This is a genomic window from Streptococcus raffinosi (assembly GCF_030284685.1).
Classification (GTDB): Bacteria; Bacillota; Bacilli; order Lactobacillales; family Streptococcaceae; genus Streptococcus; species Streptococcus raffinosi.
Window position 1 is genome coordinate 34625 of record NZ_JASUZV010000007.1, and the last position, 15270, is coordinate 49894.

The 15270-nt window shown below is 41.5% G+C and carries 15 protein-coding genes; 10 read left to right on the top strand and 5 right to left on the bottom strand.

Going from position 1 to position 15270, the window contains the following annotated elements:
• Nucleotides 1-253: 253 nt before the first annotated feature.
• Complete coding sequence (locus QRD39_RS05775) at nucleotides 254-1675, bottom strand: NCS2 family permease (protein WP_285955953.1); 1422 nt, start codon at nucleotides 1673-1675, stop codon at nucleotides 254-256.
• 205 nt (nucleotides 1676-1880) lie between these two features.
• Between QRD39_RS05775 and QRD39_RS05780 the strand changes: the two genes are divergently transcribed.
• A complete protein-coding gene (locus QRD39_RS05780) occupies nucleotides 1881-2693 on the top strand; it encodes a Cof-type HAD-IIB family hydrolase (RefSeq protein ID WP_285955954.1) in 813 nt (270 codons plus the stop codon).
• A 46-nt stretch (nucleotides 2694-2739) separates the two neighbouring features.
• Here the strand turns inward: QRD39_RS05780 and QRD39_RS05785 are convergent, their stop codons facing one another.
• A complete protein-coding gene (locus tag QRD39_RS05785) occupies nucleotides 2740-3471 on the bottom strand; it encodes a cyclase family protein (RefSeq protein WP_285955955.1) in 732 nt (243 codons plus the stop codon).
• A gap of 378 nt (nucleotides 3472-3849) precedes the next feature.
• Between QRD39_RS05785 and QRD39_RS05790 the strand changes: the two genes are divergently transcribed.
• The 9 genes from QRD39_RS05790 to serS all read left to right on the top strand — a co-directional run bounded on the left by QRD39_RS05790 (nucleotide 3850) and on the right by serS (nucleotide 12015).
• A complete protein-coding gene (locus tag QRD39_RS05790) occupies nucleotides 3850-4857 on the top strand; it encodes a PTS sugar transporter subunit IIB (RefSeq protein WP_285955956.1) in 1008 nt (335 codons plus the stop codon).
• Nucleotides 4858-4874: 17 nt separating this feature from the next.
• Nucleotides 4875-5675 (top strand): PTS mannose/fructose/sorbose transporter subunit IIC, encoded by an 801-nt coding sequence (locus QRD39_RS05795; protein WP_002889174.1) that lies wholly within the window; start codon nucleotides 4875-4877, stop codon nucleotides 5673-5675.
• 15 nt (nucleotides 5676-5690) lie between these two features.
• Nucleotides 5691-6605: a PTS system mannose/fructose/sorbose family transporter subunit IID gene (locus QRD39_RS05800; RefSeq protein ID WP_002889176.1), complete on the top strand. Its 915-nt coding sequence runs from the start codon at nucleotides 5691-5693 to the stop codon at nucleotides 6603-6605.
• Between the two features lie 12 nt (nucleotides 6606-6617).
• On the top strand, nucleotides 6618-7004 hold the full coding sequence (locus tag QRD39_RS05805; protein WP_008535906.1) for a DUF956 family protein: 387 nt from the start codon (nucleotides 6618-6620) through the stop codon (nucleotides 7002-7004).
• A 264-nt stretch (nucleotides 7005-7268) separates the two neighbouring features.
• Nucleotides 7269-8261: a PTS sugar transporter subunit IIB gene (locus QRD39_RS05810; protein WP_002889177.1), complete on the top strand. Its 993-nt coding sequence runs from the start codon at nucleotides 7269-7271 to the stop codon at nucleotides 8259-8261.
• A gap of 67 nt (nucleotides 8262-8328) precedes the next feature.
• Nucleotides 8329-9147 carry a PTS mannose/fructose/sorbose transporter subunit IIC gene (locus tag QRD39_RS05815; RefSeq protein ID WP_002889178.1) on the top strand — a complete coding sequence of 273 codons (819 nt, stop codon included), beginning with the start codon at nucleotides 8329-8331 and terminating at the stop codon, nucleotides 9145-9147.
• A 14-nt stretch (nucleotides 9148-9161) separates the two neighbouring features.
• Complete coding sequence (locus QRD39_RS05820; RefSeq protein ID WP_002889179.1) at nucleotides 9162-10073, top strand: PTS system mannose/fructose/sorbose family transporter subunit IID; 912 nt, start codon at nucleotides 9162-9164, stop codon at nucleotides 10071-10073.
• A gap of 81 nt (nucleotides 10074-10154) precedes the next feature.
• Nucleotides 10155-10529 carry a DUF956 family protein gene (locus QRD39_RS05825; protein WP_002889180.1) on the top strand — a complete coding sequence of 125 codons (375 nt, stop codon included), beginning with the start codon at nucleotides 10155-10157 and terminating at the stop codon, nucleotides 10527-10529.
• Nucleotides 10530-10737: 208 nt separating this feature from the next.
• A complete protein-coding gene (gene serS, locus QRD39_RS05830; RefSeq protein ID WP_002889181.1) occupies nucleotides 10738-12015 on the top strand; it encodes a serine--tRNA ligase in 1278 nt (425 codons plus the stop codon).
• 227 nt (nucleotides 12016-12242) lie between these two features.
• Here the strand turns inward: serS and QRD39_RS05835 are convergent, their stop codons facing one another.
• From QRD39_RS05835 to dnaI, 3 genes are all read right to left on the bottom strand, one after another.
• A complete protein-coding gene (locus QRD39_RS05835; RefSeq protein WP_285955957.1) occupies nucleotides 12243-12884 on the bottom strand; it encodes an HI_0552 family protein in 642 nt (213 codons plus the stop codon).
• Nucleotides 12885-12948: 64 nt separating this feature from the next.
• Entirely contained in the window at nucleotides 12949-14259 is a 1311-nt protein-coding gene (gene der, locus QRD39_RS05840) for a ribosome biogenesis GTPase Der (RefSeq protein ID WP_285955958.1), read from the bottom strand.
• Between the two features lie 106 nt (nucleotides 14260-14365).
• Nucleotides 14366-15268, bottom strand: coding sequence for a primosomal protein DnaI (dnaI, locus tag QRD39_RS05845; protein WP_285955959.1), 903 nt, complete (start codon nucleotides 15266-15268; stop codon nucleotides 14366-14368).
• Nucleotides 15269-15270 lie beyond the last annotated feature (2 nt).

The window sequence follows — 15270 nt, forward strand, 5'->3', positions numbered from 1 at the left end:
TGGACTAGAATTCGCTGTAAATTTCCAGTAAAATCATGCAAATAATGTCCCCTCTCAACCGCAAGTGCAGAGACGGCAAACTAATTAAAAACTTATCTTAGCTTTATTTAGTGCTCATAAAATTAAATCCCAAACATCTATTTGTCTTGATTTCAATTTCCTTTAAAAACAGCCTTAAAAATAGGAAAATCTTGCTTCACAAGAGAACTAAAAAAGCCCGACACAAGTGCCAGACTTTTGTATGATTCAAACTTTAGAGCACAGCCATACTGATAAAATTAAGGATAAACAGGATATCCAAAATCCACATAATGAGGTGAACATCCTTAGCTTGGCCTTTAACAATTTTCACCAAAGTATAAGTAAGGAAACCAGCTGCGATACCGTAAGTAATACTGTATGAGAATCCCATAAAGATTGACGTAAAGAAAGCTGGAACAGCTTCAGACAAATCTTCCCAATCAACACCCTTAAGGTTAGACAGCATCATGATACCTACAATGATAAGGATAGGTGCTGTCGCTGCACTAGGAACAATTGAAACAAGCGGACTAAAGAAGCTTGAAATGGCAAAGAGAACAGCAACCACAAGGGCTGTTAAACCAGTACGTCCACCAGCACCAATACCTGCTGCAGATTCAATATAGGTTGTAACGTTTGAAGTCCCTGCAACGGCACCGATACTTGTACCAACAAGGTCTGAATAAAGGGCACGGTCAAGAGCTTTTGATTCGTTGTTATCACCCGTTGAAGCAATGATACCTACTTTTTCACCAGTACCAATCAAAGTACCGATAGTATCGAAGATGTCAGTTAATGAAAAGGCAAGAATGGCCATAAAGACACCTGGCAAACGAGAGATATCTGAGAAAAGTGACCCCAAGCCCTTAGAGCCAAGCGCTGCACCAAAAACCTTACCAAGGTCTTTAAATGATGATGACAAGCTAGCTGCATGCCAGTCAATTGCGCCAAGATCAACAACACCTGCAAAAATAGCAATGACTGTTGTTGCGAGGATTGAAAGAAGAACACCCCCACGAATACCTTTAACAATAAAGATAATAGCAATCACAAGACCAATTAGACCTACAATAACCGTAGGATTATTGAAGGCTACCAAACCTGGTGTAGCTGATGACGAGGCTGTAATAGAAGCATTGGCCATATCAGCACCTTTACCAGCAACTGTATAAGTATGAGGGTTAATTGAGAATTTCAAGAAACCAGCATTCTTAATCCCTACATAGGCAAGGAAAATACCAATACCTGCTGAAATGGCAGACTTGAGAGCTGTTGGGATAGATGCAATGATCATCTTACGTACTCTAGTTACTGTGATAATCAAAGAAATAACACCACATAGGAAGACCATAGCCAAAGCCTCTTGCCAAGTGTAGCCTAGTGAGAAGACTACTGTATAGGTAAAGAAGGCGTTAAGTCCCATACCAGGTGCTTGAGCATAAGGTAGGTTAGCGTAGAAGGCCATCATCAATGTCCCTGCAACCGCACCAATGATTGTCGCCAAGAAGACACCTTGTGCAGGCATCCCTGTTTGCGCCAACATAGCAGGGTTAACAAAGAGGATGTAGGACATGGCAAAGAAAGTTGTCAATCCGGCAGTAACTTCTGTACGGACATCAGTACCATGTTCTTTCAATTTGAAAAACTTTTCCATGAAAGTTTAGACTCCTTAATAAAAATATTGTCAAAATCCGAATAATGTCGGAACATTCTCATAGAATGCAACGTTATTATTCTACCGAAAATCATTTGACGGTGCAAGGTTTATTTCCTAAGAGTTTTATTATGAAAAACCGAACATTCTTTTAGATACTTTTCTTAACTTCCAACAAAGCACAGATTTCTGCTATAATAAGGATATGACTAAGAAATTGATTGCATTAGACCTTGATGGGACGCTGTTGCGCCCTGACGGGACTATTTCAGAATTTACAAAAAAAACGATTAAAGATGTACAAGAAAAAGGACACCAAATCATCATTGCTACTGGTCGTCCTTATCGTATGGCCATTGACTACTACAAGGATTTGGGGTTGGAGACACCACTCATTACCTTTAATGGCTCCTTAACCAACCTTCCTGACAGAGAATGGAATTATGAACACTCTGTTAAATTAGATAAAAAATATCTGATTAGCCTTTTAAAACGCCAAGATGAGCTACAAATGGATTTTCTTGCGAGTGAATACCGTAGGCATTTCTATATCACCATGAAATATCCAGAACGTATTCAACCGGAACTCTTTGGTGTTGATAAAATCATTGAGTCCATGCGTTTAGAACCTCATAAAATCACGAGTAACCCTAATGCGCTCCTTATACAGACACGTCATGAAGACAAGTATCAACTGGCTGATGACATCAAAAAGGACTTTAACAGGGAAATTGAAGTTGATTCTTGGGGTGGGCCACATAACATTCTAGAGTTCTCACCTAAAGGCATTAACAAAGCCTATGCCCTAAACTATTTGATAGAAACCATGCGCAAATCGACAGATGATTTGATTGCCTTTGGTGATGAGCACAACGATACCGAAATGTTAGCTCTTGCCAAAACGGGTTATGCCATGAAAAACGCCAGCTCTATTCTTCTCCCCCACGCTAATGAACAAATTAAGTGGACTAATGAAGAAGACGGCGTTGCCCGCAAACTCCAGGAACTCTTCCTATAAATAACAAAGACACCGAAAATTTCTTCGGTGTCTTTTCTTCTGATGATTAAGGTAAAATAGCCACTGCACGCACTGGTGAACCAGTTGCCTTGTCCCAATGCGGAAAGGCAATCGAAATCAAGGCACCGACAGCTGGAACTTGATCCAATTGGTTCAAAATTTCTACTTGGTAGATGTTTTGTTCCAAGAGATAATATTCATTGACCAAGCCATGCTCTGCTGCTGGAATACCTGCATCGGTATCAAAGGTTTCATGACCCACAGCCTTAACATGGCGTTCATGAATCAAGAATTCTAGAGCTTCACGGCTCCACCCTGGACTTTGTTGAACCCCATTTTCATCCAGATTACGCATGGCATCTTGATCTGGCCAACGTTTTGACCAATCACTACGGAAGGCAACAAAAGCCCCCTCAGCAATTTGTCCATGTTCTGCTTCAAAGTCTAAGATATCTTGTTTGCTCAAGATAAAGTTTGGATTGGCTGTAACTTCTTTCGATTTGTCGATGACATAAAGTGGCAAGAGAAGGTCTTTAAGGGCAATCTCGTCCAACCAACGACCGCCTGCTACAAAGTGAATCGGTGCATCGATATGGGTTCCGTACTGCCCTACCACCGTGAATTTTTGAACATGAAAACCATCTTTCAATGTGAAGAGATCTTCTTGTTTCAAGGCTGGAAGAGCTGGAAAGTGTGGACTTTCCGCATTAATCTTGTGGGTCAAGTCTACCCACTTTTTAGCTTGCAACTCATTATAAATACTTAGTAAATCTGACATAAGGAGGTCCTCTTTTCTTATAGATTTAACATTAAATAGTTAATTGGAGCTATTATAGCAGTCACAAGCAGACGTTACAAGTGTTTGTTGTCATTTCACATAATCCCATTATCTCTATTTAGATATAGTTATTAACTATATGTGATTGTTTTCAGTCTGATTCAAACTATAATTTGCAATATTTTGACGTTTTTTTAAGTTTTTTGACACTTTTTGCACAGAAGTCATTGACATATAAATGAAAACGTTTTACAATTAATCTGTTCTAATTTCGAGGGTCTAAAAAATATTGTTGTCATTTTCATACTAAGGGATGATAATACCAATAATCATTTTTCTATTCCTAAGAAACATTATATTAAAGGAGGAAGAACACTAATGGGTATCGGTATTATTATTGCTAGCCATGGTAAATTCGCTGAAGGTATTCACCAATCAGGTTCTATGATTTTTGGTGAACAAGAGAAAGTTCAAGTGGTTACTTTCATGCCAAACGAAGGTCCTGACGACTTGTACGCTCACTTCAAAGATGCCATCGCTCAATTTGACGCTGACGACGAAATTCTAGTCCTTGCAGACCTTTGGTCTGGATCACCATTTAACCAAGCAAGCCGTATCAAGGAAGAAAATCCTGATCGCAAGATGGTTATCGTGACGGGACTCAACTTGCCAATGCTTATCCAAGCATATACAGAACGTATGGTAGCTGCTGATGCAGGGGTTGAAGAGGTTGTCGCAAACATTTATAAGGAAACTAAAGAAGGTGTTAAAGTCCTTCCAGAAGGCCTTATTTCTGAAGAAGACACTAAATCAGCCGACACTAAACCTTCAATTCCTAAGGGTAGCATTCCCGAAGGAACTGTTCTAGGTGATGGAAAAATCAAATACGTTTTGGCTCGTGTTGACACACGTCTCCTCCACGGTCAGGTCGCAACTGGTTGGACACACTCAACTCACCCAGACCGTATCATCGTAGTTTCTGATACAGTTTGTCATGATAAACTTCGTACAAACATGATTAAACAAGCTGCCCCATCTGGTGTTCAAGTTCACGTTATCCCAATTAAAAACATGGTCAAAGCAAACAACGACCCACGTTTTGGCGATACACGCGCTATGCTTCTCTTTGAATCTGTTGAAGATGCTCTTGCTGCTGTTAAAGCTGGTGTTGACGTTACAGAAATCAACCTTGGTTCTTCAGCTTATAAAGAAGGAAAAGTCAACGTTACTAAGGCTCTTTCATTTGACCAAACAGATGTGGATGCTATCAAAGAGTTGCAATCATTGGGTGTCAAATTTGATGTTCGTGGGGTGCCAAGTGATAGTCCAGCAAACGTTGATGCCTTGATTAAGTCAGCTGAAACTAAATTAGCAGAAAAGAAATAATTTTGGAGGATGCATAAATGAGTTTAGTACAAATTATTTTAGTCGTAATTGTTGCTTTCATCATTGGTTGTAGCTCAGTTAACGACCAAATCGAAACTTACCAACCAGTTGTGGCTTGTTCCCTTATTGGTTTGGTTACTGGCCACCTCGAACTCGGCGTTATGTTGGGTGGTAGCTTGCAGTTGATCACTATGGGATGGGCTAACGTTGGTGCTGCCATGGCACCAGACGCTTCACTTGCCGCAGTAGCTTCTACCATTATCCTTATCTTGGGTGGTCAAGGAGCTAAAGGGATTGGTCCTGCCATCGCCCTTGCAGTTCCATTGGCTGTTGCCGGTCTTGCCTTGACAATGTTTGTCCGTACTGCCACAGTCTTCATCGCTCACGCTATGGATAGTCGTGCTGAAGCAGCTGATATTGCTGGAATTGAAAGATGGCACTTTATTGGTATGGCCCTCCAAGGTCTCCGTGTTGCCATTCCAGCTCTTCTCTTGCTATTGATTCCTGCACACATCGTCCAAACTGGTCTTGAAGCTATGCCTGAATGGTTAACATCAGGTATGACAATCGGTGGTGGTATGGTTGTAGCCGTTGGTTATGCCATGGTTATCAACATGATGTCTAGTCGTGAAGTTTGGCCATTCTTCTTCCTTGGTTTTGCTTTGGCTGCCCTCAAAGAATTAACCTTGATTAGCTTGGGTGTTATCGGTCTCTGTCTTGCCGTTATGTACCTTGCGCTTGAAGCTAGTGGTTCAAATGGTTCTTCAAATGATGGAGGATCAGGTGATCCCCTCGGTGAAATTCTGGAAGACTTTTAATTAGGAGGAAAGAAAATGGCTGATTCAAAAATTAAATTAACAAAAGCTGATCGTTTTAAAGCTTTCTTGCGCTCATACTTTCTTTTAGCTTCATTCAACTATGAACGTATGCAAAATGGTGGTGTGGCTTACACTCTTATTCCTGCAATCAAAAAACTTTATCAATCAAAAGAAGAACGTGCAGCTGCCCTTAAACGTCACTTAGAATTCTTCAATACACAACCATTCATGGCTAACCCAATCTTTGGGGTTACACTTGCCTTGGAAGAAGAACGTGCCAACGGCGCTGACATTGACGACGCTGCTATCTCAGGGGTTAAGGTCGGTATGATGGGACCTCTTGCAGGTGCCGGTGACCCTCTCTTCTGGTTTACCCTTCGTCCAATCTTCCTCTCACTCGGAGCAGGCTTGGCTGTTTCAGGTAATATCATGGGCCCAATCGTTTTCTTCGTTCTTTGGAACGTTATGGTAGCTGCCGTTAAGTGGTATACTCAAGAATTCGGTTATCGTGCTGGTACTGCGATTACGGACGACTTGTCAGGTAACCTCCTTCAACAAGTCACTCGTGGAGCTTCAATGATGGGGATGTTCGTTATCGGTTCTCTTATCCAACGTTGGGTAAGCATCACCTTCACACCAGTTGTTTCTACTGTTAAACAACAAGATGAAGCATTCATTCATTGGGATAAACTACCAAAAGGGATTGCCGGTGTCAAAGAAGCCTTTCTTCAACAAGCTGCCGGTAAATCACTTGAAGCTAACAAGGTAACAACCTTGCAAGATAACTTAAACCAATTGATTCCTGGCTTGGCTGCCCTTGGTTTGACTTTCCTTTGTATGTATCTTCTTAAGAGAAAAGTTTCTCCAATCATCATCATCTTGGGTATCTTTGTCCTTGCTATCTTGCTCCACATCATTGGTCTACTTTAATCGGAGCAAATCATGGTTAAATCGCTCAATACGGAAATGGCTCACACAACTAAGGGAACTTGGTTCCGTGAAGGGCCAATTTACGGAAATATTATGGTCGGTGATAAGGCTTTCGAGTTTTACAATGATACGAAGTTGCAAGACTATGTTCAGATTCCTTGGGATGAAATTACTTATGTGATTGCTGACGTTTACTTTGGTGGTAAATTCATCCCACGCTTTGAAATCCGCACTAAGCAAAATGGACGTTTCCGTTTTGCCAGTCGAAAAAGCAGAACAACCTTAAAAGAAATTCAAAAAAGAATTCCACGTGAAAGCTTAAGAAAGGCTCCTAGCTTTCTAGCTGTTCTCAAACAAGGCTTTAAAAATCTCTTCCGACTCATTGTTAAGAAGAACTAGTCCTTAAATATGATAAAAAGATTATCCAGTCTAATCACTGGATAATCTTTTTTATCATTTCACGCTAATTTCTGATAGTGATTGGTCTGTTTTACATTTTTGTTTCACTAGCTATTGACATTTTAGTGGAAGCGTTTTAGAATATAATTGTTCTTGATTTCTTATGTTCAAAAAGATTGAGAGGCGCTTTTTTTGCCGTCTTAATGAAATCGGAGATAGTCTTTTTAAGCCTAGGAAAAAATATTTTAAAGGAGGAGAACACGAATGGGTATCGGTATTATTATCGCCAGCCATGGTAAGTTCGCTGAGGGAATCCACCAATCAGGATCTATGATTTTTGGAGACCAAGAGAAGGTTCAAGTCGTTACCTTTATGCCAAGTGAAGGTCCTGATGACCTTTACGGCCACTTCAACGATGCCATCGCACAATTCGATGCTGATGATGAAATTCTTGTTTTGGCTGACCTTTGGAGTGGATCACCATTTAACCAAGCCAGCCGTATTGCTGGGGAAAATCCAGATCGTAAGATTGCCATCATTACAGGTCTTAACTTGCCAATGCTTATCCAAGCATACACAGAACGTATGATAGATGCTAATGCTACTGCAGAGCAAGTTGCTGGTAATATCATCAAGGAAGCTAAGGGTGGTATTAAAGCACTTCCAGAGGAACTTAATCCTGTGGAAGAAACAACAGCTGCACCTCAAGAAGCTGCAGCACCTCAAGGAGCTATCCCAGAAGGGACAGTTATTGGAGATGGTAAGCTCAAGATTAACTTGGCACGTTTGGATACACGTCTTTTGCATGGTCAGGTTGCAACTAACTGGACCCCTGCATCTAAAGCAGACCGTATCATTGTAGCATCAGACGATGTTGCTAAAGACGAATTGCGTAAGGAATTGATTAAACAAGCAGCACCAAATGGCGTTAAAGCTAACGTGGTTCCAATTCAAAAATTGATTGATGCTTCTAAAGATCCTCGCTTTGGTAACACACACGCTCTTATCTTGTTCGAAACTGTTCAAGATGCCCTTCGTGCTGTCGAAGGTGGTGTGCCAATCAAAGAACTTAACATTGGTTCTATGGCTCACTCAACTGGTAAAACAATGGTTAACAACGTTTTGTCAATGGACAAAGACGATGTTGCATGTTTTGAAAAATTGCGTGACCTTGGCGTAGCATTTGACGTTCGTAAGGTTCCAAACGATTCTAAGAAAGACTTGTTTGACCTTATCAAAAAAGCAAACGTTCAATAATCTTCATTCGGATATATTAGTTGATTTGCTCAGCTAATCACAACTCAATAGAAAAGGAATTATAACCATGTCAGATATGTCAATTATTTCTGCTATTTTGGTCGTAGTTGTTGCCTTCCTTGCTGGTCTTGAAGGTATCCTTGACCAATTCCAATTCCACCAACCACTTGTTGCTTGTACTCTTATTGGTGCTGCTACAGGTAACCTCACTGCAGGTATCATGCTTGGTGGTTCCCTTCAAATGATTGCCCTTGCCTGGGCCAATATCGGTGCTGCCGTGGCTCCTGATGCTGCCCTTGCTTCTGTAGCTGCTGCCATTATCTTGGTTAAGGGTGGCAACTTCACTCAAGAAGGTATCGGGGTTGCGACTGCAACAGCTATCCCACTTGCAGTTGCCGGTCTCTTCTTAACTATGCTTGTTCGTACAGCTTCTGTTGCCCTTGTTCACACTGCTGATAAGGCTGCAGAAAATGGAAATATTGCAGGTGTTGAACGCGCTCACTACCTAGCTCTTGTTCTTCAAGGTTTGCGTATTGCTGTTCCTGCTGCACTTCTTCTTGCTATCCCAGCTCAATCTGTTCAACATGCCCTTGGCTTGATGCCTGACTGGCTCAACCATGGTATGGTTGTCGGTGGTGGAATGGTTGTAGCCGTTGGTTATGCCATGGTTATCAACATGATGGCAACTCGTGAAGTTTGGCCATTCTTCGCCATTGGTTTTGCGCTTGCAGCTATTAGTCAATTGACTCTTATTGCTCTTGGTGCAATCGGTGTCGCTATTGCCTTCGTTTACCTCAACCTTTCTAAACAAGGTGGCGGTAACGGTGGTGGTGGAACTGCTTCTGGTTCTGGCGACCCTATCGGCGATATTTTAGAAGACTACTAGGAAGGAGTGCTCTCATGGCTGAAAAAATTCAATTATCTAAATCAGATCGTCAAAAAGTTTGGTGGCGCTCACAATTCCTGCAAGGTTCATGGAACTACGAACGTATGCAAAACTTGGGTTGGGCTTACTCACTCATTCCTGCTATTAAAAAACTCTACTCAAAGAAAGAAGATCAAGCTGCTGCCTTAAAACGCCACTTGGAATTCTTTAATACTCACCCTTATGTTGCTGCTCCTATCATGGGTGTTACCCTAGCTCTTGAAGAAGAAAAAGCTAATGGTACTCCTATCGAAGATGCTGCTGTTCAAGGGGTTAAGATTGGTATGATGGGACCTCTTGCTGGTATCGGTGACCCAGTCTTCTGGTTCACAATCCGTCCTATCCTTGGGGCACTTGGTGCTTCTCTTGCTGCATCTGGTAACATTGCTGGTCCACTTATTTTCTTCATCGGTTGGAATATTATTCGTATGGCCTTCTTGTGGTATACTCAAGAACTTGGCTACAAAGCAGGTTCAGAAATCACTAAAGACATGTCTGGTGGTATCTTGAAAGATATTACTAAAGGGGCTTCAATTCTTGGTATGTTCATCCTTGCCGTCTTGGTTGAACGTTGGGTTTCAATCAACTTCATCGTAAATCTTCCTGGTAAGGTACTTTCTAAAGGTGCTTACATTGTATGGCCAAAAGGAAATGTTTCTGGTGACCAACTTAAAACTATCCTTGGTCAAGTCAACGATAAACTCAGCTTTGATAAGATTCAAGTCGATACCCTACAAAAACAATTGGATTCTTTGATTCCAGGTTTGATGGGACTTCTCCTTACGTTTGCATGTATGTGGTTGCTTAAGAAGAAAGTTTCACCAATCACAATCATTATCGGACTCTTTGTAGTTGGTATTATTGCAAGCTTCTTCAAAATTATGTAACAAAAAGAGTAAGAGTTTAGCCGAGCTAAACTCTTTTCTTATGCTATAATAAGGATACTACTATCAAAAAGCGAGAAAAATATGGCACAATCATTAAACAAAACAGTTGAATTGCATACAACAGGCGTCTCCTACATGGCCATCGGAGGTAAGGTGGGGAAGTTTCTAATTGGCGATGTGGCTATTGAATTCTATCCTGATATTAATGTTGAACAATATATTCAAATCCCTTGGACCAGCATCACTCAAATTGGTGCTAATGTGTCAGGAAAGAGAATCAGCCGTCATTTTGAAATCCTAACCGACAAGAGCAAATTTCTCTTTGCTTCAAAGGACTCTGGAAAGATTCTAAAGATTGCAAGGGAACATCTAGGAAATGACAAGGTCGTCAAATTACCAACCCTCCTACAGACTATTGGCGCTCGTTTCAAAGGTTTATTTGCCAAAAAATCATAATTTTTGTATAATGTTAGGGACGGATAAGTAATAGCTAGACCCTTCCAGAAAGCCTGCGGTTGCTGCGAGCAGGTAGGGTCAACCTACGAAATTCTACCGTTTCATTTAATTAAAGACATAAACAAGTGCACTCCTGTGAAGTTGGATGGAACCGTGGCTCATGTCACTCCAACAGTTTCACTGGGGTGTTTTATTTTTGGAGGAACCTATGTTAGATGTAAAACGTATTCGTAACGACTTCGATGCCCTTGCTGAAAAATTGGCTACACGTGGTGTCGCTGCTGAAACTTTAAATGAACTAAAAGAACTTGATGTCAAACGTCGTGAACTTCTTATCAAATCTGAAGAACTCAAAGCTCAACGTAACGTTGCCTCAGACGGTATTGCTCAAGCAAAACGTAATAAAGAAGACGCCTCAGAGCAAATTGCAGCCATGCAAAAAGTTTCTGCCGAAATCAAAGAAATTGATGCTGAACTTGCTGCTATTGATGAAAAACTTAACAGTATCGTTGTGACACTTCCAAACACACCACACGAGACTGTACCAGTTGGTGCTGACGAAGATGAAAATGTAGAAGTTCGCCGTTGGGGAACACCTCGTGACTTTGATTTTGAGATTAAACCTCACTGGGATCTTGGTGAAGACCTTGGTATTCTTGATTGGGAACGTGGTGCTAAGGTCACTGGCTCTCGCTTCCTCTTCTACAAAGGCTTGGGAGCAAAATTGGAACGTGCAATCTACAACTTCATGTTGGATGAACACGCTAAAGAAGGCTATACTGAAATGATTACACCTTACATGGTTAACCACGACTCAATGTTTGGTACTGGTCAATATCCAAAATTCAAAGAGGACACTTTCGAACTTGATGGTACTGACTACGTCCTTATCCCAACAGCCGAAGTTCCTTTGACCAACTACTACCGTGGTGAAATTCTTGACGGAAAAGAATTACCAATCTACTTCACAGCCATGAGCCCTTCATTCCGCTCAGAAGCTGGTTCAGCTGGTCGTGATACACGTGGATTAATCCGTCTTCACCAATTCCACAAGGTTGAAATGGTCAAATTCTCAAAACCAGAAAGCTCATATGATGAATTGGAAAAAATGGTAGTTAACGCTGAAAATATTCTTCAAAAACTTAATTTGCCATACCGTGTCATCACTTTGTGTACTGGCGATATGGGATTCTCAGCTGCCAAAACTTACGATTTGGAAGTTTGGATTCCAGCACAAAACACTTACCGCGAAATTTCTTCATGTTCAAACACAGAAGATTTCCAAGCCCGTCGTGCACAAATCCGCTATCGTGACGAAGCTGATGGTAAGGTGAAACTTCTTCACACTCTTAACGGTTCAGGACTTGCTGTTGGACGTACAGTAGCCGCTATCCTTGAAAACTACCAAAACGAAGATGGTTCAGTAACTATCCCTGAAGTTCTTCGTCCTTACATGGGTGGTGCTGAAGTTATTGCACCAAAATAAATAAATGAATAAACGAGGCTGGGACAATTGTTCCAACCTCGTTTTTATTTTACTTTAAAGCAATGATGCAGCTGTGAACTGAGCTTTTCGTCCACTTTCTAGCTCAGGAGAGACCAAGTTAACCTTGTGGGGCTAAGATTAAGAAAGCAATACCTTTGGGGGCTAATTTAAAATTCTCATTCAAAGCAGTAAGCCCTGTGTATGTATTCTCCTCGTTTACACTATTACTACAATAACTCATTTATGTCATGACAACTATCATAATAAGGCTTTAGCAGTTGAAAACCTTTCATTAGTTGATCTATCAAGTCATCCTCAGTCAAGCTACTCGTCACAGGTACATCATATTTAACCAACACCTTACGAACACGACCAGCTTTAACTGCTTCTTTAAGCATCTGACGGTTCGCTTCAGTTCCTTCCACACGATGGCTGACACCATCTTCCTGGGCAAAATAGTACAGAGAGGGGGCAATCGGTAAGTCTAGAACCTTATATTGCTTCGCTAGAGTGGTGTCTGATTTTTTCCGTTCGACAAAGCTAACTTCTACTGAAATCCCCCATTTTTCAGGCTGACCATAAAGGCGAATCGCCATGGCAACATCGTCTAAACTGTCCTCAGGAGCTCTGTAATAGCACCAAAAGTGTGGGCGACATATTTGTGCCTGATTGGCCCAATTACTGACACGATCCATCTTAAAGGGTGCCAAACGCTCCTCTAAAACTTTTGACAAAGTCTGCATTTCCTTACGAGCTGCTTGGCCAAGTGCCTTGAGCACTTCCATCTCTTCTTGATGCGGTCCCGCTTTTTCAGATTTGATATACTTAACCCCTTGTTTAGATAAATAAGCTTTAATATTTTCTAACATCATTTTCTCCTTACAATGACAAAAGACCAACCCATAACGATTCTATTCTGGTTGGTCTCTTTTTTTATTTACGTTTACGAGCAATCAAGTGGATTGGTGTTCCTTCAAAACCAAAGGCCTGACGAATTTGATTTTCCAAGAAACGCATATAAGAGAAGTGCATCAGTTCTTCTTCATTGACAAAGATAACAAATGTTGGTGGTTTAACCGAAACTTGTGTGCCGTAGAAAATCTTAAGGCGTTTTCCTTTGTCAGTTGGTGTTGGGTTGATGGCAATGGCATCCATGATAACATCATTCAAGACAGCCGATGAAATACGACGGTTTTGACTTTCACTGATGCGTTTAACCATCTCTGGTAACTTGTTAAGACGTTGTTTGGTCTCAGCCGATACAAAGATGATTGGCGCATAGCTCAAGAATTGGAACTGGTCACGGATATCTGCTTCCCAGTTAGCAACCGTATGATTATCTTTCTTAATCGTATCCCACTTGTTAACTACGATGATAATCCCTTTACCAGCTTCATGGGCGAAACCAGCAATACGCTTGTCATACTCACGGATACCTTCTTCTGCATTGATAACCATAAGAACAATATCAGAACGGTCAATGGCACGCATAGAACGCATGACAGAGTATTTCTCTGTATTTTCATAAACCTTACCAGATTTACGCATACCAGCGGTGTCAATCATGGTATACTCTTGACCTTCACTGTCCACAAAGTTTGTATCAATGGCATCGCGAGTCGTACCAGCAATTGGGCTGGCAATCACACGGTCCTCGCCCAAAATGGCGTTAATCAAACTTGATTTTCCGACATTTGGACGCCCAATCAAACTGAAACGAATGATGTCTGGATTTTCCTCTTCAACTTCTGTTGGGAGGTTTTCAACGATAGCATCGAGAACGTCCCCCGTACCAATACCGTGTACAGATGAAACTGGGTAGGGATCACCAAGTCCCAGAGAATAGAAATCATAAATGTCTGCACGCATCTCAGGGTTATCCACTTTATTGACAGCTAGAATAACTGGCTTATGAGTCTTATAGAGAATACGAGCAACGTATTCATCCGCATCTGTTACGCCTTCCTTGCCTGAAACAACAAAGACAATAACGTCTGCTTCAGTCATGGCAATGTCAGCTTGATGCTTGATTTGCTCCATGAATGGGGCATCAACATCATCAATACCACCCGTATCAATCAAGCTAAACTGACGGTTAAGCCATTCAGCAGAAGTATAAATACGGTCACGTGTTACCCCCTCGACGTCTTCGACGATAGAGATACGTTCACCCGCAATTCGGTTAAATAGGGTCGATTTCCCAACATTTGGGCGACCCACGATAGCAACTGTAGGTAATGTCATATGTTTAAGTCCCTAGTTAAAACAGGGATTCCTTTCTTCGTTTAGCAACCTTACCTTCCATAAGGAAGGCAAAATTGGTCATTCTTTGTCCTTTATTAGGATCAACCTAACGGCGATTAACACCTCTCAAGTGAACCTCTTTGGCTAGAAAACGGATTCGCTCCATGACTCGTTTAGCCTGCCACGTTTCGTCTCCCTGACGCCCATTCGATAGCTTAGCTTCTAAGTCAGCAAAGCTATAATTAGACGTGAAGAAGGTCGGTAGCTCCTCAATCATGCGATATTGGAGGATGACCTGCAAAACATCGTCTCTAATCCAAGAAGAGAATTGCTCTGCACCAATATCATCTAAAACTAGGACTTCTGCTTCTTTTACAGCATCAATTTGTTCCTTAACAGAACCATCTTTAATACCATTCTTAACATCAATGGTAAAGGATGGGTAGTGGATAATGGTCGTAGCAACCTTCTTGGTCTCTGAAAGTTCATGAGCCATGGCAGCCAACATAAAGGACTTTCCAACTCCCATGTCACCATAGAGGTAGAGACCCTTTTGATCTGGACTTGGATAATCAGCCACAAACTCTACAAGACTCTCATAGGTATCAACACGAGCCACATCGTCTAAAGCGATATCCGCAAAAGTAATCTTACGATAAGATTGGGGGAGACTTACCAAGTTAATCCGATTGGCAATAGCCTGTTGCTCCTGCAGCTCTTTGAGCTGACGTGTCTCCTTATAAGTCACATCAGCGTAGCCCTCATTCATGGTTAGAATTGGCTCATACCCCTTGGCAATGTAGGAGACATCACCTTCTTTGACCTTACGGCATTCCACCAAGAATTGATTAAACTTAGGGAGACTACGCTTGATTTCATCCTGACTTAAGCCATGCTCTTGAATAAAACGTGCCACTCTTGGATCTGCCAAGATTTGCTTGGTTAAATCTGTTGCATTAGCAGACCCGTAATGACCCGCTCGGTTGAGGGTTTGTCCAACTCTTTCCATGG

Excerpts from the sequence above, each read along its gene's own strand:
- QRD39_RS05775 (WP_285955953.1), bottom strand. The coding sequence starts at position 1,675 with ATGGAAAAGTTTTTCAAATTGAAAGAACATGGTACTGATGTCCGTACA.
- QRD39_RS05780 (WP_285955954.1), top strand. The coding sequence starts at position 1,881 with ATGACTAAGAAATTGATTGCATTAGACCTTGATGGGACGCTGTTGCGC.
- QRD39_RS05785 (WP_285955955.1), bottom strand. The coding sequence starts at position 3,471 with ATGTCAGATTTACTAAGTATTTATAATGAGTTGCAAGCTAAAAAGTGG.
- QRD39_RS05790 (WP_285955956.1), top strand. The coding sequence starts at position 3,850 with ATGGGTATCGGTATTATTATTGCTAGCCATGGTAAATTCGCTGAAGGT.
- QRD39_RS05795 (WP_002889174.1), top strand. The coding sequence starts at position 4,875 with ATGAGTTTAGTACAAATTATTTTAGTCGTAATTGTTGCTTTCATCATT.
- QRD39_RS05800 (WP_002889176.1), top strand. The coding sequence starts at position 5,691 with ATGGCTGATTCAAAAATTAAATTAACAAAAGCTGATCGTTTTAAAGCT.
- QRD39_RS05805 (WP_008535906.1), top strand. The coding sequence starts at position 6,618 with ATGGTTAAATCGCTCAATACGGAAATGGCTCACACAACTAAGGGAACT.
- QRD39_RS05810 (WP_002889177.1), top strand. The coding sequence starts at position 7,269 with ATGGGTATCGGTATTATTATCGCCAGCCATGGTAAGTTCGCTGAGGGA.
- QRD39_RS05815 (WP_002889178.1), top strand. The coding sequence starts at position 8,329 with ATGTCAGATATGTCAATTATTTCTGCTATTTTGGTCGTAGTTGTTGCC.
- QRD39_RS05820 (WP_002889179.1), top strand. The coding sequence starts at position 9,162 with ATGGCTGAAAAAATTCAATTATCTAAATCAGATCGTCAAAAAGTTTGG.
- QRD39_RS05825 (WP_002889180.1), top strand. The coding sequence starts at position 10,155 with ATGGCACAATCATTAAACAAAACAGTTGAATTGCATACAACAGGCGTC.
- serS (WP_002889181.1), top strand. The coding sequence starts at position 10,738 with ATGTTAGATGTAAAACGTATTCGTAACGACTTCGATGCCCTTGCTGAA.
- QRD39_RS05835 (WP_285955957.1), bottom strand. The coding sequence starts at position 12,884 with ATGTTAGAAAATATTAAAGCTTATTTATCTAAACAAGGGGTTAAGTAT.
- der (WP_285955958.1), bottom strand. The coding sequence starts at position 14,259 with ATGACATTACCTACAGTTGCTATCGTGGGTCGCCCAAATGTTGGGAAA.
- dnaI (WP_285955959.1), bottom strand. The coding sequence starts at position 15,268 with ATGGAAAGAGTTGGACAAACCCTCAACCGAGCGGGTCATTACGGGTCT.